Below are 20,648 nucleotides of genomic sequence, written 5' to 3'. Positions count from 1 at the left end.
CTACTCCTTGACCAACGCGTCGAAGTCGGCCAGCTCATCCTCGGTGATGTACTTCTTCAGCTCGGCCCGGTCGAAAAGCGTGATCAGGTCGTCGCGCATGGGGGGCTGCACCTTCTCCTCGACGGACACGCCGGAGCCGTCGGAGGACAGGGCGCACACCAGGAGCCTGCGCCGCCACTCGGCCGACATGCCGGGGAAGTCGTCCCGGGTGTGACCGCCGCGGCTCTCCTCACGGATGAGAGCCGCCTTGGCGACGCACTCGGAGACCAGCAGCATGTTGCGCAGGTCCAGGCAGAGATGCCAGCCGGGGTTGTAGATCCTGCTGCCCGCGGCGCCGACCCCCTGGGCCCGCTCCTTGAGCTTGCCCACGGCCTCCAGCGCCTCGGTGACCTCCTGGGCGTTGCGGATGATCCCGACGAGCTCGTTCATCGTCCGCTGGAGCTCCTGGTGGACCTGGTACGGGTTCTCCCCGGTGCGCTCAAGCGGGGCCAGCGCCTCCGCCTGCGCGGCCGAGACCGCCTCCTCGGTGGCCTGCGGCCTGGCGGCGAGCCCGTTGACGTACGCGGCCGCTCCCGCCCCCGCCCGGCGGCCGAAGACCAGCAGGTCCGACAGCGAGTTGCCGCCGAGCCGGTTGGAGCCGTGCATGCCGCCGGAGACCTCACCCGCGGCGAAGAGGCCGGGGACGTCCGCGGCGCCGGTGTCGGCGTCCACCTCGACCCCGCCCATGATGTAGTGACAGGTCGGGCCGACCTGCATGGGCTCGGCGGTGATGTCGACGTCGGCCAGCTCCTTGAACTGGTGGTGCATCGACGGCAGCCGCTTGATGATCTCCGCGGCCGGGAGCCTGCTGGACACGTCGAGGAAGACGCCGCCCTGGGGTGAGCCGCGACCGGCCTTCACCTCGGCGTTGATGGCCCTGGCGACCTCGTCACGGGGCAGCAGCTCCGGAGGACGCCGGTTGTTGGCCTGGTCGGTGTACCAGCGGTCGCCCTCCTCCTCGGTGGTGGCGTACTTGTCCTTGAACACGTCGGGGATGTAGTCGAACATGAAGCGCCTGCCCTCGGAGTTGCGCAGCACCCCGCCGTCACCGCGGACCGACTCGGTGACGAGGATGCCGCGGACCGAGGGAGGCCAGACCATCCCGGTCGGGTGGAACTGGATGAACTCCATGTTGATCAGCTTCGCCCCGGCCAGCAGCGCCAGCGCGTGGCCGTCGCCGGTGTACTCCCAGGAGTTGGAGGTCACCACGTAGGACTTGCCGATGCCGCCGGTGGCCAGCACGATCGCGGGGGCGTCGAAGACGATCAGCTTGCCGTTCTCCCGCCAGTAGCCGAAGGCCCCGGCGATCGCGTCGCCGTCCTTCAGCAGCCGGGTGATCGTGCACTCCTGGAAGACCTTGATGTAGGCCTCGGGGTCGCCGTGCAGCCGCTCGTCCTCCTGCTGGAGCGCGACCACCCGCTGCTGGAGGGTGCGGATCAGCTCAAGGCCGGTACGGTCGCCGACGTGGGCCAGCCGGGGGTACTCGTGGCCGCCGAAGTTGCGCTGGCTGATCTTGCCGTCCTTGGTGCGGTCGAACAGCGCGCCCCAGGCCTCAAGCTCCCAGACCCGGTCGGGGGCCTCCTTGGCGTGCAGCTCGGCCATCCGCCAGTTGTTGAGGAACTTGCCGCCCCGCATGGTGTCGCGGAAGTGCACCATCCAGTTGTCGTCGCTGTTGACGTTGCCCATGGCCGCGGCGGCGCCGCCCTCGGCCATGACGGTGTGGGCCTTGCCGAACAGTGACTTGCAGACGATCGCGGTGCGCTTGCCCTGCTGGCGGGCCTCGATGGCCGCCCGTAGTCCCGCCCCGCCCGCGCCGATGACGACGACGTCGTATTCGTGACGCTCGATTTCCACTGGTGATCCTTATGCGAACGGGAAGTTGACGATGCCCTTGGCGACCAGCCGTACGTAGAGGTCGGCTCCCATGACGGTGAACATCGAGATGAGGGCGAGTTCCTGGTGCTTGGCGTTGAGCTTGGAGACGAAGCCCCAGGCCCGGTAACGGACCGGGTGCTTGGAGAAGTGGTTCAGCCGCCCGGCCGTGATGTGCCTGCAGGAGTGGCACGACAGCGTGTACAGGTTGATGAACACGGCGTTGACCACCAGGATCAGCGTCCCGAGAGCGAACGGCTTCTCCACCAGGGCCAGCACCGCGTCCCAGGCGAGGATCAGGCCGACCACGATCGCCGTGTAGAAGAAGTAACGGTGGGCGTTCTGCAGGATCAGCGGGAAGCGGGACTCACCGGTGTACTTGCCGTGCGGCTCGCTGACGGCGCACGCGGGCGGCGAGAGCCAGAACCCGCGGTAGTAGGCCTTGCGGTAGTAGTAACAGGTGAAACGGAAACCCGCGGGCAGGGCCAGGATCAGCAGGCTGGGCGACAGGGTGTACCAGTCGCCGAAGGGCGCGAACCCGAACAGGCGCGCCCCCTCGGGGCAGCTCGTGGCCAGGCACGGGGAAGAGAACGGAGCGATGTACGGCGCCGCGTAATAACTGTTGTCGAAGAGCGTCCACGTGGCGTAGACGAGGAACCCCCCGAAGATGATGAAGGTGACCAGCGGATAACGCCACCACTGGTCGGTGCGCAGCGTGCGCTCCTTGATCTGCGCGCGCTGCCTTCTGGCCGGGTTCTCGGCCGCTGTCTGGGTCATCGGAGACCTCTCCACCTCCCGCGGACCCCCGCTGCTCGCCGGAGGGGTCCGGGTCGTTTCAGTTGTCCGCGCACCGCGCCGTGGTCGCGCCGGATCACCGTGCGCGCGCTTGTTGGTGGGGATACGTTACGACGCTGCTACCCGCTCATGTGAGAAGCGTCACTCACATTTTCCGTCACCCGGTGTGATTCCTGTCACGTTGGTCAGGAGCAGGGAATAAGGACGCCACATTCCGCGAGCTGGGGAGGGCCGAGTGGAGATCCTCGGTCACGGGCCCCGCAGGGCCCGACCGGGTCAGTAATGCTGGTCGGAGCTGGGCAGTTTGACCACGGTCACGAAGAAGTCGTCGATCCTGCGGACCACGCTGATGAACTGGTCGAAGTCGACGGGCTTGGAGACGTAGGCGTTGGCGTGCAGGTGGTAGCTGCGCAGGATGTCCTCCTCCGACTCCGAGGTGGTCAGCACGACCACCGGGATGCCGCGCAGCTTCTCGTCGCCCTTGATGTCCTGGAGCACCTCCCTGCCGTCCTTGCGGGGCAGGTTGAGGTCCAGCAGGATCAGGTCGGGCCGGGGCACGTCGGCGTACTCGCCCTCCTTGCGGAGGAAGGCCATGGCCTGCTCGCCGTCGTTGACGACGTGCAGTTTGTTCCTGACCTTGTTCAGCTCGAACGCCTCACGCGTCAGCAGGACGTCGCCCGGGTCGTCCTCGACGAGGAGCACGTCGATCCAGCGCAGGTCATTCATCGCTCTCTCCAGGGGGAAGGGTCCACCGGAAGGTCGTTCCCGGGTGCTCGGGAGCCTCGCTCTCCACCCAGATGCGGCCGCCGTGGTACTCGACGATCTTCTTGCACAGGGCCAGACCGATGCCGGTGCCCGCGTAGACGTCCCGGCCGTGCAGCCGCTGGAATATCAGAAAGATCCGGTCAGTGTACTTGCTCTCGATGCCTATCCCGTTGTCCGAGCAGGAGAACTCCCACATGTCCCCGGCGCGCCGTACGCCGATGTGGATCACGGGGGGCTCCTCGGAGCGGAACTTGACGGCGTTGCCGATGAGGTTCTGGAAGAGCTGGACGAGCTGGGTGCGGTTGCCGTGCACCGTGGGGAGGTCGTCGGAGGTGATCGTCGCCCCGGCCTCCTCGATCGGCGCGGCGAGGTTCCTCAGCGCCGCCTGCAACGGCACGTCGGCGTCGACCGGGGCCGGTTCGCCGCCCTTCCTGCCGACCCGGGAGAAGTCGAGCAGGTCGTTGATCAGCAGCTGCATGCGCTTGGCGCCGTCGACCGCGAAGGTGATGTACTGCTTGGCCCGGTCGTCGAGCTGGTCGCCGTAGCGCTGTTCGAGCATCTGGGTGAAGCTGGCCACCTTGCGCAGCGGTTCCTGCAGGTCGTGACTGGCCACGTAGGCGAACTGCTCAAGCTCGCCGTTCGAGCGCCGCAGCTCGGCCGCCTGCTCCTCAAGCTTGGCCTGGGCATCCTCGACCCTGCGCCACTCGGCGATGATGCGCCGCCGCATGGAGTTCACATGGCCGGACAGCTCCGACAACTCGGAGGGGTGGTCGACCTTCAACCGGTGCTCGAAGTCGCCCTGCGCGACCGCCCGGACCTGCCCGCTCAACTCGGCGAGCGGGCGCAGTACGGCGTTGCGCACGATGAGCGCGGCGCCGATCGCGGCCAGGAGCAGCGCCGCGACCACCCCGCCGAGCGCGAGGTACAGGGCCTGCCAGCCCCGGTCGAGACGTGCGCTGCCCTCGACGTGCAGCCGGTCGAGATTCTCCTGGAGGGCGACGATCGAGCGGCGGACGTCGGCGAACCGGCTGGCGTTGATGGGAGCGTTCCGCGAGGCCGTCTCCGACTTGTGGACGGGGATCTCGGCGATGACCTTGTCCACGTAGTCGCGGCGCCACGCCTGGGCCGCGGTCCTCAGGCGCTCCACGTCGGCTCTGATCGGCTGCTCGTCCGGCATCCTGGGCAACAGGCCGTCGAGCGCGCGCAGGGCGTCGGTCTCCGCGGCGACGGCCTCCCGGTAGTCCTCAAGGGAGACGGCCTCGTTGGTCCTGCCGTACGCCCTGGCCGCGCTCTCCTGCGCCGACAGCGCGTTGGCGACGTCCATGGTGCGCAACGCCGCGGGATCGACGACGTCGGCCACGGCCACGCTGGCCGCCCTCGTCTCCTCGATCGAGGAGACGGTGAAGGCGGCGGAGATCGCGAACAACAGGGTGATGGCGACCCCGGTGAGCATGAACCACTGACCGACCCGCAGCCTGCCGAAGCCGCTCGCCGGGGTGACGGCGGGCAACGGCCTGATCTCCGCTCGCCGGCTCACCGTCCGCCGTTCCCGGAGGAGCCGCGGGAGATGAGCACGGTGGCGAGGTCGTCGCTGAGAGAGTCACCGTTGAGCTCGATCACCCGCTCGATCAACCGGTCGAGGTGGATGCCGCCGTGCTCGTGCACCAGGGCGAGCAGGCCCTCCGTGCCGAGCAGGTCGGGGCCTCCGCCGACGGTCGCCTCGATCAGGCCGTCGGTGTAGAACAGCAGCGACCAGTCGTCGCCGAGCGCGACCTCGATCTCCGACCAGACGACGTCCTTGAAGATGCCCAGCGGCGGCCCCGAGGGTGTGCCGGGGACCACGCCGATCGTGCCGTCGCGGATCAGCAGCGGTGGCGGGTGGCCGACCACGTGCATCCGCGCCCGGCTGAGCGTGGGGTCGATCGTGGCGATGCACAGCGTCGTGAAGATCTCCGCGGACTTGCGCTCCAGACGCAGCACGGAGTCGAGGACGCTCAGCAGCTCGTTGCCGGTGTGCCCGGCGAGCACCAGGGCCCGCCAGGCGATGCGCAGCGCGACGCCGAGCGCGGCCTCGTCGGGCCCGTGCCCGCACACGTCGCCGACGACCACGTGCACGGCGCCGTCCGGGCTCTGCACGGTGTCCCAGAAGTCACCGGCGAGCAGGGCGCGCCTGCGGCCGGGAAGGTAACGGGCCTGGTGTTCGAGGCCGCCCTGTTCGAGCAGGGGGACGGGCAGCAGGCCGCGTTCGAGCCGGGAGTTCTCCTTGGTGAGCAGCTCGGCCTCGACCAGCCTGCGCTGGGCCAGGTCGGCGCGCTTGCGTTCCATCGCGTAACGGATGGCCCGCGCCAGCAGCCTGGCCTCCACGTCCTGCTTGACCAGGAAGTCCTGGGCGCCCGCCGCGACGGCCTCCACGCCCACGTGGGCGTCGTTCAGCCCGGTCAGCACGAGCACGGCGGCGTCGGGCACCATCGCCAGCACCTGTTCGAGCGCCTCAAGACCGGTGGCGTCGGGCAGGGAGAGATCGACGAGGACGCACTGGACGTCGTCGGTCAGCCGTTCCCGGCTCTCCTGCAGACTGCGCACCCAGATGATCTTCGGCGGGTTGTTGGCCTGGGCGAGCAGTTCCTCCACGAGAAAGGCGTCGCCCGCGTCGTCCTCAATGAGTAGGACGGTGAGCGTTTCGTTGGGCGGGGCGGTCACTGACCCCTCTTCGCTGTCTCAGGGGGAACCTACTTGACGGTATGAAGAATAGTGCGGCACCCGGACGTACGGGACAACGACCGCCCGGACTGCGCCGTCCGGGCGCGCGCTCGCTCAGTCCTGGACGATCAGCTCAAGGCCCTCGGGAAGACTACCCTCATGGGAGGCCTCGGCCAGGAAGAACAGCAACGTGTCCCGGAACGCCTGGGCGGCCCTGGTCGGTTCGACGTCCTTGCGGTGGGCGATGGCGATCGTACGGCGCAGTCCGGGAGGCGCCAGCGGCGTCCCGGTCAGCCCGGGGCGGCCGTCCAGGACCATCGAGGGCACCAGGGCGATGCCGAGCCCGGCCTCGACGAAGCGGAGCACGGCGTCCATCTCACCGCCCTCGACCGACAGCCTCGGTTCGAACCCTGCCTGACGGCAGGCGCCCAGCGTCGCCTCCCGCAGGTCGTAGCCCCGCCGGAACATCACCATCGGCTGCCCGCGCAGATCCTCTATCCGCATGTACGGCCTGCGCGCGTGCGAGATGGACGGGGCGACCACGACCAGGTTCTCCCGCAGCACCTCCTCGGTGACCAGGGAGGGGTCGTCGTTCTGCAACGGCATGATGATCAGCGCCATGTCGAGCTGGCCACGGGCGAGGGCGCGGACCAGGTCGCGGGAGCCGCCCTCCTCGACGAGCAGCTCGATGCCGGGGTAGGAACGGTGGAACCTGGCCAGGGCGTCGGCCATCAGCCCGGCGCACAGCGAGGGAGTGGCGCCGAGCCGTACCCTGCCGCGGCGCAGGCCGGCCAGCTCGGCGACCTCGCGCCTGGCCGTCTCGGCGTCGGCCAGCATCCTGCGGGCCAGCGGCAGCAGCGCCTCCCCGGCGGCGGTCAGGGTGACGTTCCCCCGGGCCCGGCTGAACAGCGGCGCGCCGAGATCGGCCTCAAGAGCCCTGATCTGCTTGCTCAGCGAGGGCTGCGCGACCCGCATCCGCTCGGCCGCGTGGGTGAAGTGCCGGGAGTCGGCCACAGCCACGAAGTAGGCCAGTTGCTGGAGCTGCACGTTTCCCTAGCGTACGGATGGGCCGGTGGCGGATTCGGGGCGGCCCCCCGACCCCGGGACAATGACGGGCCCGGTGTGAGATTGCTCGCATCCGCGCGGGGGCCGTCGTTGTAAAACCCGCATAAACCCAGACCTGATAGCCGGGGGCTATGGGAACCACATCCACGATGACTTGGACGAGGGGAAACCACCCTACCTAGCGTCGAGACGTGACTGCCACGATTGAGCGCGGCGCCGCCACAGCGCCGGTCAAACCCTCCGGGTCCGCCAAGACCCCATCCCCCAGGAGGTCAGGCGGCTTCCTGGGCTCGTCCAACGGTAAGAAGGCCGTGATGGCCGTCACCGGTGCCATCCTGGTGCTCTTCCTGGTCGGCCACATGGCCGGCAACCTCAAGAGCTTCTTCGGCGCCGAGGCGTTCAACACCTACGCCGAGTTCCTGCGGACGATGGGCGAGCCGCTCGTGCCGCGCAGGGTTCTGCTCACCCTCGTCGAGGTCGTGCTGTTCGCCTCCGTCGTACTGCACATGTGGTCGGCCGTGTCCCTGGCCCGCAGGGCGAACAAGGCCCGCCCGGTCAAGTACGCGGCCAAGCGCAAGTCCCAGGCCAGCGGCTACGCCACCCACGTCATGCGCTGGGGCGGCCTGACCATCCTCCTCTTCGTCGTCTGGCACCTGCTCGACCTGACCTTCGGCGTGGTCAACCCGGCCGGTTGGGACGGCACGCCCTACGACAGGCTGGTCGAGGGGTTCGCGACGTCGCGCTGGTGGGTGACCGCCTTCTACGTGCTCGCCGTCGTCATGGTCGGCCTGCACCTGCGGCACGGCCTGTGGAGCGCCTTCCAGACGCTCGGCCTCGCGGGCTCGCGCAGCTACCGCCCGCTGAAGGCCGTCGCGGCCGTGGTCTCCGCCGTGCTGGTGCTCGGCTTCCTCGCCGTCCCCGTCGCGGTCATGATCGGAGTTGTCAAGTGACGAAGTACACCCTCGGTGAGCCGATCCGCGACACCAAGGCCCCCGAGGGGCCGATCGAGGATCGCTGGGAGAAGCGCAAGTTCGGCGCCAAGCTCGTCAACCCGGCCAACAAGCGCAAGCTGCACGTCATCGTGGTCGGCACCGGCCTGGCGGGCGGTTCGGCCGCCGCGACCCTCGGCGAGCTCGGCTACAACGTCACCTCCTTCTGCTACCAGGACTCGCCCAGGCGCGCCCACTCGATCGCCGCCCAGGGCGGCATCAACGCGGCCAAGAACTACCGGGGTGACGGCGACTCGATCTACCGGCTGTTCTACGACACGGTCAAGGGCGGCGACTTCCGGGCCCGTGAGTCGAACGTCTACCGGCTCGCCCAGGTCAGCGTGAACATCATCGACCAGGCGGTCGCCCAGGGCGTGCCGTTCGCCCGTGAGTACGGCGGCCTGCTCGACACCCGCTCCTTCGGCGGCGCCCAGGTCTCCCGCACCTTCTACGCCAGGGGCCAGACGGGCCAGCAGCTGCTGCTGGGCGCCTACCAGGCGCTCGAACGGCAGATCGCCGCGGGGACCGTGAAGATGAACACCCGTCACGAGATGCTCGACCTGATCGTCTCCGACGGCAGGGCACGGGGCGTCATCGTCAGGGACATGGTCACCGGGGAGATCGAGCGGCACGTGGCCGACGCGGTCGTGCTGGCCAGCGGCGGCTACGGGAACGTCTTCTTCCTGTCGACCAACGCCAAGGGCTGCAACACCACGGCCATCTGGCGCGCGCACCGGCGTGGCGCGATGTTCGCCAACCCCTGCTACACCCAGATCCACCCGACCTGCATCCCGGTCAGCGGCGACTACCAGTCCAAGCTGACGCTGATGTCGGAGTCGCTGCGCAACGACGGCCGCGTGTGGGTGCCGGTCAAGGCGGGCGACGACCGCCCGGCGGCGCGGATCCCCGAGGACGAGCGCGACTACTACCTGGAGCGCATCTACCCGGCCTTCGGCAACCTGGTCCCGCGTGACATCGCCTCCCGCGCCGCGAAGAACGTCTGCGACGAGGGCAGGGGTGTCGGCCCCGGCGGCCTGGGCGTCTACCTCGACTTCGCCGACGCGATCCGCCGCCTCGGCCGTGACGCGGTCGAGAAGAAGTACGGCAACCTCTTCGAGATGTACGAGCGCATCACCGGCGAGGACCCCTACACCCAGCCGATGCGCATCTACCCGGCCGTCCACTACACCATGGGCGGCCTGTGGGTGGACTACGACCTGCAGTCCACGATCCCCGGCCTGTTCGTGATCGGTGAGGCCAACTTCTCCGACCACGGCGCCAACCGCCTCGGCGCCTCGGCGCTGATGCAGGGCCTGGCGGACGGTTACTTCGTGCTGCCGACGACCATCGGCGACTACCTCGCCAACGGCCCCTACGGTGAGGTCGAGGAGCAGGCCGTCGCCGACGCGGAGACCGCGGTGCGCGAGAAGATCGCGAAGCTGCTCGCGGTCAACGGCGACCGTACCCCGGACTCCTACCACCGTGAGCTGGGCAAGCTCATGTGGGACTACTGCGGCATGGAGCGCACCGAGGAGTCGCTGCGCAAGGCGCTCGAACGCATCCCCGAGCTGCGTGAGGAGTTCTGGAGGAACGTCAAGGTCTCCGGGACGGCCGAGGAACTCAACCAGGTGCTCGAAAGGGCCGGGCGGGTCGCCGACTTCTTCGACCTGGCCGAGCTGATGTGCCTCGACGCGCTGCACCGCACCGAGTCGTGCGGCGGACACTTCCGCGCCGAGTCGCAGGACGCCGACGGTGAGGCCCTGCGCGACGACGAGAACTTCGCCTACGTCGCGGCCTGGGAGTACGGCGAGCAGGGCCCGGTCCTGCACAAGGAAGAGCTCGACTACGAGTACGTCAAGATGAGCCAGCGGAGCTACAAGTGAGCGCCTCCCGCGTGGCTCCAGACCGACGAGTGGTCCGTACAGCGAACGAGGAGCGGTAAGCGAGCCATGGGTATGAACCTGACACTCAAGGTCTGGCGCCAGAAGGGCCCCCAGGACGAGGGGCGGATGGTCACCTACCGTGTCGAGGACGTCTCGCCGGACATGTCCTTCCTGGAGATGCTCGACGTGCTCAACGAGCGTCTCATCCTGGAGGGCGACGACCCGATCGCCTTCGACCACGACTGCCGCGAGGGCATCTGCGGCATGTGCGGCATGGTCATCAACGGCGTGGCGCACGGCGAGCAGGTGGCGACCACCACCTGTCAGCTGCACATGCGGCACTTCGCGGACAACGCGGTCATCACCATCGAGCCGTGGCGCGCGGCGCCGTTCCCGGTGGTCAAGGACCTGGTCGTGGACCGCTCCGCGTTCGACCGGATCATCCAGGCCGGCGGTTTCGTCTCCGTTCCCGCCGGGTCGGCCCCCGACGCGCACAGCGTCCCGGTGAAGAAGGACGACGCCGACGCGGCCTTCGACGCGGCGACCTGCATCGGCTGCGGCGCCTGCGTCGCGGCCTGCCCGAACGGCTCGGCGTCGCTGTTCACCGCGGCCAAGATCACGCACCTGGGCCTGCTGCCGCAGGGCCAGCCCGAGCGTGACGCCCGCGCCAGGGCCATGGTCGAGCAGATGGACGCCGAGGGCTTCGGCGGCTGCACCAACACCGGCGAGTGCACGGCGGTCTGCCCCAAGGGCATCCCGCTGGACACCATCGCCAGGATGAACCACGACTACCTCAAGGCCTCCAGGTAGGCCCCACAGCCAAGAAGGCCCGGTTCCCCGTGGGGGCCGGGCCTTCGGCCTGCCGTCCGGCGGGCGTGTGGTCCCGGCCGCGGCGACAAGACCGGATGAGGGCCGTCGCCCCCTAAGGGATCCCCGAGGTTTTCCAGGGACATCCCTGATGCGTGTTCGTGGGGCCGTTGGGAGGATCATCGGGTGAAGAAGATCGTGGCAGGCGGGGGCCTGCTGACCGTCGCGGTGCTCCTGACGGGGTGTGGGCTGACGAACATCGGCTCCGCCTCCCATCATGAGACCGCGACCCACCAGGTCACCGAGAAGGTCACAAAGCTGAACGTCAGGGGCAGGTCGGGCGACGTCTCGGTGACCGAGGCCACCGGGGGCGGCGTCAAGGTCGTCGAGACGGCCCGGTGGAACGACGAGAAGCCGGAGACCACGCGCAGGGTCCAGGGGGAGACCCTGTTCGTGAGCTACAACTGCCCGTCGAGCATGGACAACTGCGGCGTCGACTACCGGATCGAGATCCCCAAGGGGACGACCGTCGATCTGCAGACGGGCTCGGGACACGTCAGGCTCACCTCCCTGACCGGGGCGATCACCGCCGTCACGGGGTCGGGCGACATCACCGGCACGGGGCTGTCGGGCAGGAAGGTCTTCACCAAGGTCGGCTCGGGAACCGCCGAGCTGGGATACACCGCCGTCCCCGACGAGGTCGAGATGCGGGGCGGTTCCGGCGACGTGACCGTCCGCCTCCCCGGCGGGCCGTACAACGTGTCGACCAGGGCGGGATCGGGTGACAGGGAGGTCTCCGTGCCGCAGGATCCGGCCTCCGCGCACAAGGTCGTGATGTCCACCGGCTCCGGCGACATCAAGGTGCTGGCCGGCTGACGCTCTTCACGGGCGAGTTGCGCGTGATCCCTTTTATCTGAAATAAGGGGACCCGCAACTCGCTCGGAGTCAGACCACGGGGGACGTCACGTGTTAGATGCCCGGCGCCATGACGACCTCACTCCCCAGCTGATCGACTCACCGATCTGGCACGACCAGATGGTCCAGGAAGCGGGCATCCCGTTCCACGACGTGCCGCTGGTCTCGGTGGGCGGGGGACTCGGCTCCTTCACCCTCGTCGACGTGCTGAGGATCTGCGGGGTGCCCACCTCGTCCATACGCGTGCTGTCCAACAGCGACACCCCGTGGCAGAGCTGGGAGTACCTCACCCGCGTCTCCCAGCTGCCGCCTGAGGAGCGCATCCGCTCCGACGCGGGGGCCAGACCCGACAACATCTGGGGCTTCCCGTCCTACGCCGTGCACGAGGCCTGGCGGGACAGGTCGCCCAAACTGCTCTGGCAGGTCCTGGTCGAGCCGCTCCTGACCGACTTCTTCAGTCCCAGGGCCTCGACGGTCTTCTCCACCGTCAAACGCGAGGCCGACCGCGTCTCGTACTGGGAGATGCTGCTCAAGGGGCAGGTACGGATGGTCCGCCGCAGGTTCGGGGGCGGCTACTTCACGCTCCTCACCCCTCCGGCGGGCATGACGCCGACCAAGCGGGTGGCGATCCGCTCCCGGTATGTGCACCTGGCGGTCGGTTACCCCGGCCTGAAGTTCCTTGAGGACCTCCAGTGCTTCCGGGAGACCTACAACGACTACCACCACGTCGTCAACGCCTACGAGCCGCACGAGCACGTCTACGAGTTCCTCAAGACCAGGCCGGGCACGGTGGTGGTGCGCGGCTCCGGGATCGTCGCCTCCCGGGTGCTCCAGCGGCTGATGGACGACCGGGAGCGCTACGGCCTGCACACCCAGATCGTGCACCTGCTGCGCACGTACGTGACCGGACCCCACGGCCCGAGCCCGTGGATGCGGCGCCCCGGCGGGGACGGCTGGGCCTACCAGGCGTTCACCCTGCCCAAGTCGGCCTTCGGCGGCCAGCTGAAGGCGCGGTTCCGCCGGGCGGAGGGCGCCGAACGCGCGGCGCTGGCCAAGCTCGTGGGAGGCACGACCACGCCGAAGCTGCGCCGCTGGCAGGAGCAGATGCGCCGGGGCCGGGAGGGCAACTGGTACCACGCGATCCAGGCGGTGGTCCACCGGGTCGAACCGACCCCGGACGGACGGCTGGTCAGCTTCACCGGCAGCGACGACGGCAGGGCCGGGCAGGTCGTCTCGGACTTCATCGTCGACTGCACCGGGCTTGAGGCCGACATGCCCGAGCACCGGGTCCTGGCGGACCTGCTCGAACACGGCGGAGCCCAGCGCAACGGCGCCGGTCGCCTGGCCGTCGGCAGGAACTTCGAGGTGAGCGGCGCGGGCAGCGGGGACGGCATGCTGTACGCCTCCGGTGCCGCCGTCGCGGGCAACCACTTCCCGGCGGTGGACAGCTTCCTCGGCATGCAGACCGCCGCCCTCGACATCGCCGCCGACCTCTCCCGGCGCGGGTTCTGCGCCGGCCTCGGCCCCCTGCGCTCGGTCAGCCAGTGGTTCAAGTGGGCCGCGGGCCGTCCCATCTGAGGAGTTCACGTCGTGATCCCCACCCTCGCCGGTCGTCTCCAGACCCGGATCTTCCTGCTCGCCACCGTCGGCGTGGTCCTCACGGCGCTGGTCGTGCCGGTGCTGCCGGGCACGAGAGGCCCCATGTCCAGGACGTACGGCGTCGCCTACCTCATCCTGCTCGCGGTCGCCGTCGTCGGCCTGCTCTGGGAGCTGCTCTACCACCTGCTGATGCAGTTCCGCTGGGACAAGGACTGGCCGACGCTCTTCGGGCTGCTCACGATCGTCCCCGAGGGTCTGCTCATGTGGGTCCTGCTGGACCAGAGGCTGATCCCCGGCATCACCCGCCCGGTGGCCTTCTCGACGTTCGCGACCATGTTCACGGTCGTCTGGATCGGCCAGTGGCTGTTCGCCAACGGCCCGATGCGGGTGCTGTCGGTCCACTGGCGGCTGCGCGGCGGCCGGATCATCTGACCCACAAGCGGTTCACAAGTCACGGATGATGCACTGTTCGACGAACCAAGGCGGTGCGGAACGCATCGAACAAGCAGACATCTCGCGGCAGTGACCGAAACCCGATCGGGCCCATCTCCCGGGTGTCACCCCCCTGACGATCGTGATCCCGAGGGAACTCATGAGCAAACGGCCCGTGGGCGGCATCGACTTCGCCCACCCCCTGGCTTTCTGGACCGGATTCCTCACCTGCGTGGCGGGGGTGGCGCTGCACATCCCGATGTACGTGCACGCCGCGGACATGGGCTTCCACATGGCGGGCATGCCGATGGACATCCCGATGACGGTCGGCATGGCGTTGATCGTCGTCGGGCTGGCGGTGACCACGTACGGGCTCGTCCCGCGTGACCTCAAGGCCGCGAGGCAGGCCGGTGAGGTGCGCATCCGTACCTCCGACGACGCCGGGCTCCGTCCCGCGCACATCGGTCTGATCCTCGTGATGACCGCCGCGGTGACCATCGACGCGATGAAGCCGATCACGCTGGCGTTCGTGGCCCCGGGCATGGGCAAGGAGTACGGCCTCAAGTCGGCCCTCAACCCGGGCGGCGACCTGCCCGTCGCGCTCCTTCCGCTGTTCGGCCTGACGGGAACGGTCCTGGGGTCGTTCCTGTGGGGATGGCTCGGCGACCGGATCGGACGGCGGGCGGCCATCCTGCTGGCCGGGGTGATGTTCGTGGCGACCGCGATCTGCGGGGCGATGCCGTCCTTCGGATGGAACCTGGTGATGTGCCTGGTCATGGGACTCGCCGCGGGCGGCATGCTGCCCATCACCTTCTCGCTGCTGGCCGAGACGATCCCGGGACGGCACCGGGGCTGGGTCATGGTGCTCATCGGCGGCAACCTGGCCCTGGCCTACGCCATGACGAGCTGGCTGTCGTCGGAGCTCATCCCCGTCTACTCGTGGCGGTCGCTGTGGCTGCTGGGCATCCCCACCGGAGTGGTGCTCATCCTGCTGAACCGCTGGATCCCCGAGTCGCCCCGGTTCCTGCTGGCCCACGGCCGTGAGGAGGAGGCGCGGGCCATCATGGTCAGGTACGGTTCCACGGAGGCGGCCGAGGCCAAGATCGAGCGGGCCGTCACCGAGGAGAGCGCCGCGGACAAGGGCGGTTACACGCCGCTGTTCCACCGTCCCTTCACCGGCCTCAGTGTCGCGGTGGTGATCCTGGGGCTGAGCGTCGGGCTGGTCACCTACGGTTTCCAGCTCTGGATCCCCTCCAACCTGCAGAAGCTCGGCCTCGCCCAGCAGGCCGCCGACCGCGCTCTGCGGGACTCGGCGCTGCTGGGTCTGCCGCTGGTCTTCGTCGCCGCCGCGATGTACGGGCTGTGGAGCGCGAAGAAGACCATCGTCGTGCTGAGCGCCCTGGTGGCCGCCGCCCTGCTGGCCTTCTCCGTGGCGGGGGATTCGCTGGTGCACGACGAAACCTGGCTGTACGTGCTGCTCGCGGGCCCGATCGTCGGCACCGCCACGATCGCCGCGGTGGTGGCGGCCTACAGTTCGGAGATCTACCCGACCCGGATCCGCTCGCGCGGCTCCGGCCTGTCCGCCGGGGTCGGCAAGTTCGGCGGGGTCGCGGTCACGGCCGTCCTGGTCGCCGGGGTCACGGTCCCCTCCATCGGCGCCACCGCCCTCCTGGGCGCGGTTCCCCTGGTCCTGGCGGTCCTGGCGGTCGCCCTCTTCGGCGTCGAGACCCGCAAGGCGAAGCCGCTGGGAACGACCGCGTAATCTCCCCCGTCTGTCGTGACACCGTTCTGCGAGCCGCCGCGCGGCTCGCCGTTCGGTACGGCCCCCATGTCACCGGTGCGCCGCTGATGCGCCGCCGGTGCCGGCTGACCGCGGCGCGTTCTGCGTTTCGTCCGTCCACGGCGGCGCGCCGGCCGCCGTCTTTCACGTCGGCTCGGGAAGGCGAAGCGCCCCGTGCCGGACGAACCCTTTCCGGAAACCCGCGCGGCCGGTTTCCGGATAACCCGTATCGGCGTCGTGAAAACAATGTGAGTCAATGCCGTTCGCGCTCTCGGGCGCATGACCGGCGGCGGAGGAGCACATGTCCGAGGGCGGTCCGTGAGGCCGTCCGGCGTGTGCACAGGAATGCCGAATTTCCGGCGGAACCCGCCCGCCGCCGGTCACGATGTTTATCGGCTACCTTTTATTCGGCGGTAACGGCCGCCTCTTATCTAGCAGTAGCAGGTCCTGACGTCGCACCCGCATCCGCTCTGGCAGTACGCGTCACAGGGGGCGTTCCAGCCGCATCCGAAGATGTCCTTGCACTCCCAGCAGCTGGAGTAGCTTTTGATCACGACGGGGCCGCAGGCCGCCGAGGCCTCGACCCGGGGCACGAACATGCCAAGGAGACTGCTTCCCATTGCTTCGAGCTTCTTGAGCACGGCACTTCCTTTCGGCTGGGTTTACACATATGGCGCCGGTCATGCCGATGATTACAAACGGATTTTGTGTTTGCAACGGGCTTTATTGCGAGTTTGTCGTAACAGTGATTTCTGATGATGTCAACACTTGATGGCCGTGTATTCGGATGCCATACTGAAATTCAATTGTTGATCATGTGGAGGGCGTCCGGTGCAATATCTGGCGATCGGGCTCCGCTGTGTCATCGGCGCCGTGTTCCTAATATCTTCGACGGGCAAGCTCATCGGGCGCGACACGTTCGGTGACTTCGTTGCTTCCATACGTGATATGCATTTGGTGCCGCCGGCCTCGGTGCGTTCTCTCGCTCGAATTGTGCTGGGCGCCGAACTCGCGACATGGATGTTGCTCGCGACACCCACACCCGTCACCGGCGTCGCCGGATTCGTGGTCGCGGCGGGACTGCTCGCCGTGTTCACGGTGGTCGTCGTTCTTGTGGTGCGCAGAGGGACGCGGGCGGCGTGCCGGTGTTTCGGGGCGTCCTCCGTCCCGATGGGGCCGCGCCAGGCCGTAAGGAACGTGATTCTCGCCGCGGTCGCCGTCGTCGGCGTGATCGGGACCCTGACACCGCAGAAAGGCCTGGAGACCGCTGGAGTGCTGATCGCCGTCCTCGGCGGGACGATGCTCGGCGTGCTGGTCACCGCACTCGACGACATATTCGAGCTTTTCCAACCAATGAACAAGGGTATTGGGCGTCGCCCATCCCCTCCGGCAGTCGGTTGAAGGAGGACGTCATGCCTTTTGTGATCGCGGCCCTGGTGCTCGTCGGGACGCTCTGCGTACTGAATCTGCTCCTTTCGGTAGGGGTGATCAAACGTCTCCGGGAACACACGGAACTGCTGTCCAAGCCCGGCCACGGAAAAGTCATGCCCTCTCTCGGGGTGGGTGAGGAGGTCGGCGAATTCCTCACCTCGACCGTTGACGGTGGAACGTTGAGCAGGGAATCGCTGGCCGACGACACGGTGGTCGGGTTCTTTTCGCCGAACTGCGGCCCCTGCCGGGAACAACTGCCGAGGTTCGTGGAGTACAGCGGGGCGCTGCCCGGCGGGCGGGGCCGCGTGGTCGCGGTCGTGCTCAGCCACGACGCGGACGAGGCGAACGCCCTTGTCGCCGATCTGGCGCCGGTGGCCTCCGTGGTCGTCGAGACCTCCTCGGGCCCCCTCAGCAAGGCTTTCAAGATCAAGGCCTACCCGACCGTGCTCCGGGTGGCGGCGCGGGGAGGCAGACTCGTGGTCACCGACGAGGCCGTGGACCTGGGGCAGACGGCCACCGCCGTGGCATGAGCCGTACGCGACCCTCCGGGCGGGCACGGGCCTCCGGTGAGAGCCGGACGGACGGCGAGCCGGAGCACATGAACGCTCTGACCGTGACGCGCCGGATCGCCGGCTCCTGGGCGCTCACGGCCAGGGCCGCACCGGGAATCCTCACCCTGTACTGCCTCGTCACGCTGGTCACCGGTGCGCTGCCGGTCGCGACCGCCTGGCTGACCAAACTGGTGCTGGACGCCCTGGTCGGCGGCGCCTCCGCGAGCGCACTGGTCGCGCTGACCGCAGGGATCGCGGCGGCGGCCGTCGTCACCGGGACCCTGCCGCAGGCCACCCAGTATCTACGGACCGAGATGAACCGCCGGGTCGGGCTGCTCGCACAGGACCGGCTCTTCACCGCGGTGGAGGGTTTCACCGGGTTGGGCCGGTTCGAGAATCCGGGTTTCCTGGACCGGCTGCGCATCGCCCAGCAGTCCAGCGACATGCCGAACCAGGTGGTGGACGGAGCGCTGGGCATCGCCCGCGGGACGATCACTATCGTGGGCTTCCTCCTGTCGCTGACGGTGCTCAGCCCGCTGATGGCCGTCCTGGTGCCGCTGTCGGGAGTGCCGTCGCTGCTCGCGGAGATCGCGATGTCGAGGCGGCGTTCCCGGATGTTCTGGAAGGTCGGCCCGATCGAACGGCGGGAGTTCTTCTACGCCGAGTTGCTGTCCAGCGTGGAGGCCGCGAAGGAGGTGCGGCTGTTCGGCATCGGTCCTCTGCTGCGCAGGCGCATGACGGACGAACGGCGTGCCGCCAACGCCGCGAGACGGACGGTGGACAGGCGGGAGGTCGCGGTCCAGGCCGCGCTCAACCTGCTCACCGCGCTGGTGTTCGGCGGGGGCCTGTTCTGGGCGGTGGATGCGGCGCGATCGGGAGGACTTTCGGTCGGTGACGTCACCGTCTTCGTGGCGGCGGTGACGAGCCTGCAGGCGGCCCTCGCCGGTCTGGCCAGGGACATCGCACGGTCACATCACGCCCTGACGATGTTCGGCCACTACACGGCGGTGATCACGGCGCCCCCGGATCTGCCGCTCGTTCCGCGGGCCCCGGCGCCGCCACGGATGCGGTACGGGATCGAACTGCGTGATGTGTGGTTCCGCTACTCCGAGGAGCACCCCTGGGTGCTGCGCGGGGTCAGTCTGCGCGTCCCCCACGGCAGGACGGTCGCGCTCGTCGGGCTGAACGGCTCGGGCAAGTCCACGCTGGTGAAGCTGCTGTGCCGGTTCTACGACCCGACCAGGGGCTCCATCCTGTGGGACGGGCAGGACATCCGTGACGTCGACGTGGCCGGACTGCGGGACAGGATCAGTGCGGTCTTCCAGGACTACATGCACTACGACATGACGGCCGCGGAGAACATCGCCCTTGGGGACCCCGCTGTCTGGGACGACAGGGAACGCGTCCGGTCCGCGGCGGAACGGGCCGGTGTCCACGACACGCTCGCCGGACTGCCCCACGGATACGACACCCCGCTGACGCGGATCTTCTTCTCTGAGTCGGAGAAGAACGACTCGGAGGTCGGCACGATGCTGTCCGGCGGACAGTGGCAGCGGCTCGCGCTGGCCCGCGCGCTCCTGCGCGACGGGCGGGACCTGATGATCCTCGACGAGCCCTCGGCGGGGCTGGACGCCGAGGCCGAGCACGAGATCCACGCCTCGCTCACCGCGCACCGCGCGGAGCGGACCAGTCTGTTGATCTCACATCGGCTCAGCGCGGTGCGTGACGCCGACCTCATCGTCGTGCTCCGCGACGGGCGGATAGTGGAGCAGGGTGACCATGCCCGGCTGATGGCCGACGGCGGAGAGTACGCGCGGTTGTTCGCGCTTCAGTCGTCCGGTTATCGGGATCCCGCCGCCGAAGGGCCGGCGCTGACGGCGGGAGGCGCGGGATGACCGCCGACGCCGGCCCTCGTCGTCCCGGTCGCGAGCGCGTGATGGGGGAGACCGGGGCGCCGGCCGGCGGTCCGGGGCGGGGCCGCGCGCCGGCGGTCTCCACCCGGCCGCCGCGTGCCCGGACGCTGACGGTGATCGGTGTGCTCCTCCTGTGGGGAGGGACGGTCGCGTTCCTCGTCAGGGGAGCGTGGGGATGGGCGGTGGCCTGCGGCGCGTCGGCGTCGGTTCTCGGTCTGGGCCTGCTCACCTCCGCGGTGATGGCCCGCGGGCTGGTCGCGGTGACGGTGCGGGGGTCGAGCATGAAACCCGCCTACCGGGACGGAGACCGCGTCGTCGCGCGGCGTGGCCGCCCCCTGAGGGCCGGACAGGTGGTCGTGGTGGAGCAGCCGACGCCCGAACGTGAATGGCCTGATCCGCCGGTGCCGCCGGGGGCCGGTGAGGCGTCGATGTCCGGAAGGCGCTGGATGATCAAACGGATCGTCGCGGTTCCCGGCGACGCCGTCCCGCGCGCCCGGGTTCCCGCGCTGTCCGACGCGCCGGAGGATCGTGTACCGCCGGGCAGGCTGGTTCTCCTGGGTGACAACCAGGAGGCCAGTTACGACTCCCGGCACGTGGGTTACTTTCCCGCGGAGCGTGTCCTCGGAGTCGTACTGCGCCCACTCCATCGGCGCGGTTTTCGAATCCGAAGTGCGGGCCGATAATTCGCTTTTCATGCCATCCGAAAGGTTGGGAAAGGGGCGGAACGCTCGGGAGGTCCGAAGGCATGGGGACGGCCTGCCGGCGTGTTTCCGCTTCGGATCGAGGTGGGGGTGTGCGGCGGCTGGAAGTACTTCAATATCTGCTACGAATGCCCGGTTTCACGCCCGAGCGGAACGTGTCGCACGCCCTGTTACGGATGATGTGCCGCCGGTCGTGTGGGTGGTCACGGTAAGTCTTGCCGCGTGAACGCAGAGGTGTGCCGAGCCGATGGGAATGGCGGCATGTCAGATATATTCTCGGCACGTATGGGGCTCTCTGGCGACAAATGACCACTTTTCATCGCCAGTTCTAATGGAAATGATGTTGAATGTCGACTTGGGGCGCCCTTATTCGTATATGGTCGCTCCATCGGCATGATCACCTTTGGTGGG

18 protein-coding genes are annotated in these 20,648 nt (G+C 68.7%); 11 read left to right on the top strand and 7 right to left on the bottom strand.

The genetic code is table 11. From position 1 onward, the window contains the following. From ABZ463_RS15840 to ABZ463_RS15815, 6 genes are all read right to left on the bottom strand, one after another. On the bottom strand, positions 1–1,893 hold the full coding sequence (locus tag ABZ463_RS15840; RefSeq protein WP_352013758.1) for a fumarate reductase/succinate dehydrogenase flavoprotein subunit: 1,893 nt from the start codon (positions 1,891–1,893) through the stop codon (positions 1–3). A 9-nt stretch (positions 1,894–1,902) separates the two neighbouring features. Continuing rightward, entirely contained in the window at positions 1,903–2,688 is a 786-nt protein-coding gene (locus ABZ463_RS15835) for a hypothetical protein (RefSeq protein ID WP_352013757.1), read from the bottom strand. A gap of 294 nt (positions 2,689–2,982) precedes the next feature. Further along, positions 2,983–3,432: a response regulator gene (locus tag ABZ463_RS15830; RefSeq protein ID WP_352013756.1), complete on the bottom strand. Its 450-nt coding sequence runs from the start codon at positions 3,430–3,432 to the stop codon at positions 2,983–2,985. Further along, a complete protein-coding gene (locus ABZ463_RS15825; protein ID WP_362776583.1) occupies positions 3,425–5,008 on the bottom strand; it encodes an ATP-binding protein in 1,584 nt (527 codons plus the stop codon). Before ABZ463_RS15825 ends, ABZ463_RS15830 begins: the two co-directional genes overlap by 8 nt. Beyond that, the gene (locus tag ABZ463_RS15820; RefSeq protein WP_362776580.1) at positions 5,005–6,171 is read right to left on the bottom strand and encodes a SpoIIE family protein phosphatase; all 1,167 of its coding nucleotides are present in this window, start codon (positions 6,169–6,171) and stop codon (positions 5,005–5,007) included. The genes ABZ463_RS15825 and ABZ463_RS15820 overlap by 4 nt, the downstream gene beginning before the upstream one ends. A 114-nt stretch (positions 6,172–6,285) precedes the next feature. Beyond that, on the bottom strand, positions 6,286–7,218 hold the full coding sequence (locus ABZ463_RS15815; RefSeq protein ID WP_352013753.1) for a LysR substrate-binding domain-containing protein: 933 nt from the start codon (positions 7,216–7,218) through the stop codon (positions 6,286–6,288). A 209-nt stretch (positions 7,219–7,427) separates the two neighbouring features. Between ABZ463_RS15815 and ABZ463_RS15810 the strand changes: the two genes are divergently transcribed. From ABZ463_RS15810 to ABZ463_RS15780, 7 genes are all read left to right on the top strand, one after another. Then, complete coding sequence (locus ABZ463_RS15810; RefSeq protein WP_352013752.1) at positions 7,428–8,186, top strand: succinate dehydrogenase cytochrome b subunit; 759 nt, start codon at positions 7,428–7,430, stop codon at positions 8,184–8,186. Beyond that, on the top strand, positions 8,183–10,108 hold the full coding sequence (locus ABZ463_RS15805; RefSeq protein ID WP_352013751.1) for a fumarate reductase/succinate dehydrogenase flavoprotein subunit: 1,926 nt from the start codon (positions 8,183–8,185) through the stop codon (positions 10,106–10,108). Before ABZ463_RS15810 ends, ABZ463_RS15805 begins: the two co-directional genes overlap by 4 nt. A 72-nt stretch (positions 10,109–10,180) precedes the next feature. Continuing rightward, on the top strand, positions 10,181–10,918 hold the full coding sequence (locus tag ABZ463_RS15800) for a succinate dehydrogenase/fumarate reductase iron-sulfur subunit (protein ID WP_352013750.1): 738 nt from the start codon (positions 10,181–10,183) through the stop codon (positions 10,916–10,918). A 183-nt stretch (positions 10,919–11,101) separates the two neighbouring features. After that, a complete protein-coding gene (locus ABZ463_RS15795; protein ID WP_362776576.1) occupies positions 11,102–11,791 on the top strand; it encodes a DUF4097 family beta strand repeat-containing protein in 690 nt (229 codons plus the stop codon). A 90-nt stretch (positions 11,792–11,881) separates the two neighbouring features. Beyond that, complete coding sequence (locus ABZ463_RS15790; protein ID WP_362776573.1) at positions 11,882–13,408, top strand: hypothetical protein; 1,527 nt, start codon at positions 11,882–11,884, stop codon at positions 13,406–13,408. Positions 13,409–13,420: 12 nt separating this feature from the next. Beyond that, positions 13,421–13,861 carry a hypothetical protein gene (locus tag ABZ463_RS15785; protein ID WP_362776570.1) on the top strand — a complete coding sequence of 147 codons (441 nt, stop codon included), beginning with the start codon at positions 13,421–13,423 and terminating at the stop codon, positions 13,859–13,861. Between the two features lie 160 nt (positions 13,862–14,021). Beyond that, positions 14,022–15,623 carry an MFS transporter gene (locus ABZ463_RS15780; RefSeq protein WP_352013746.1) on the top strand — a complete coding sequence of 534 codons (1,602 nt, stop codon included), beginning with the start codon at positions 14,022–14,024 and terminating at the stop codon, positions 15,621–15,623. 449 nt (positions 15,624–16,072) lie between these two features. On the opposite strand, the gene ABZ463_RS15775 is transcribed toward ABZ463_RS15780, so the two are convergent. Continuing rightward, complete coding sequence (locus ABZ463_RS15775; RefSeq protein ID WP_362776567.1) at positions 16,073–16,261, bottom strand: hypothetical protein; 189 nt, start codon at positions 16,259–16,261, stop codon at positions 16,073–16,075. A 211-nt stretch (positions 16,262–16,472) separates the two neighbouring features. On the opposite strand from ABZ463_RS15775, the gene ABZ463_RS15770 reads away from it, so the two are divergent. Genes ABZ463_RS15770 through ABZ463_RS15755 form a run of 4 tightly spaced genes read left to right on the top strand, consistent with a single transcriptional unit; the run spans position 16,473 to position 20,219 of the window. Then, positions 16,473–17,042 (top strand): MauE/DoxX family redox-associated membrane protein, encoded by a 570-nt coding sequence (locus tag ABZ463_RS15770; protein WP_362776565.1) that lies wholly within the window; start codon positions 16,473–16,475, stop codon positions 17,040–17,042. Between the two features lie 11 nt (positions 17,043–17,053). Continuing rightward, positions 17,054–17,602, top strand: a complete 549-nt coding sequence (locus tag ABZ463_RS15765; RefSeq protein ID WP_362776563.1) for a TlpA disulfide reductase family protein — start codon at positions 17,054–17,056, stop codon at positions 17,600–17,602. Then, a complete protein-coding gene (locus tag ABZ463_RS15760; RefSeq protein WP_362776561.1) occupies positions 17,599–19,518 on the top strand; it encodes an ABC transporter ATP-binding protein in 1,920 nt (639 codons plus the stop codon). The genes ABZ463_RS15765 and ABZ463_RS15760 overlap by 4 nt, the downstream gene beginning before the upstream one ends. Then, positions 19,515–20,219: a S26 family signal peptidase gene (locus ABZ463_RS15755; RefSeq protein ID WP_362776559.1), complete on the top strand. Its 705-nt coding sequence runs from the start codon at positions 19,515–19,517 to the stop codon at positions 20,217–20,219. Before ABZ463_RS15760 ends, ABZ463_RS15755 begins: the two co-directional genes overlap by 4 nt. The last annotated feature ends 429 nt before the right edge of the window (positions 20,220–20,648 follow it).

This window comes from Streptosporangium sp. NPDC020145 (assembly GCF_040631275.1).
In the GTDB taxonomy this organism is placed as follows: domain Bacteria; phylum Actinomycetota; class Actinomycetes; order Streptosporangiales; family Streptosporangiaceae; genus Streptosporangium.
The sequence above is the reverse complement of the archived record's forward strand: the minus strand, read 5'-3'. Positions and strand labels throughout refer to the sequence as shown.

Coding starts and splice junctions, on each gene's coding strand:
- ABZ463_RS15835 (WP_352013757.1), bottom strand. CDS start 2,688: ATGACCCAGACAGCGGCCGAGAACCCGGCCAGAAGGCAGCGCGCGCAG.
- ABZ463_RS15830 (WP_352013756.1), bottom strand. CDS start 3,432: ATGAATGACCTGCGCTGGATCGACGTGCTCCTCGTCGAGGACGACCCG.
- ABZ463_RS15800 (WP_352013750.1), top strand. CDS start 10,181: ATGAACCTGACACTCAAGGTCTGGCGCCAGAAGGGCCCCCAGGACGAG.
- ABZ463_RS15780 (WP_352013746.1), top strand. CDS start 14,022: ATGAGCAAACGGCCCGTGGGCGGCATCGACTTCGCCCACCCCCTGGCT.
- ABZ463_RS15775 (WP_362776567.1), bottom strand. CDS start 16,261: ATGGGAAGCAGTCTCCTTGGCATGTTCGTGCCCCGGGTCGAGGCCTCG.
- ABZ463_RS15765 (WP_362776563.1), top strand. CDS start 17,054: ATGCCTTTTGTGATCGCGGCCCTGGTGCTCGTCGGGACGCTCTGCGTA.
- ABZ463_RS15760 (WP_362776561.1), top strand. CDS start 17,599: ATGAGCCGTACGCGACCCTCCGGGCGGGCACGGGCCTCCGGTGAGAGC.
- ABZ463_RS15755 (WP_362776559.1), top strand. CDS start 19,515: ATGACCGCCGACGCCGGCCCTCGTCGTCCCGGTCGCGAGCGCGTGATG.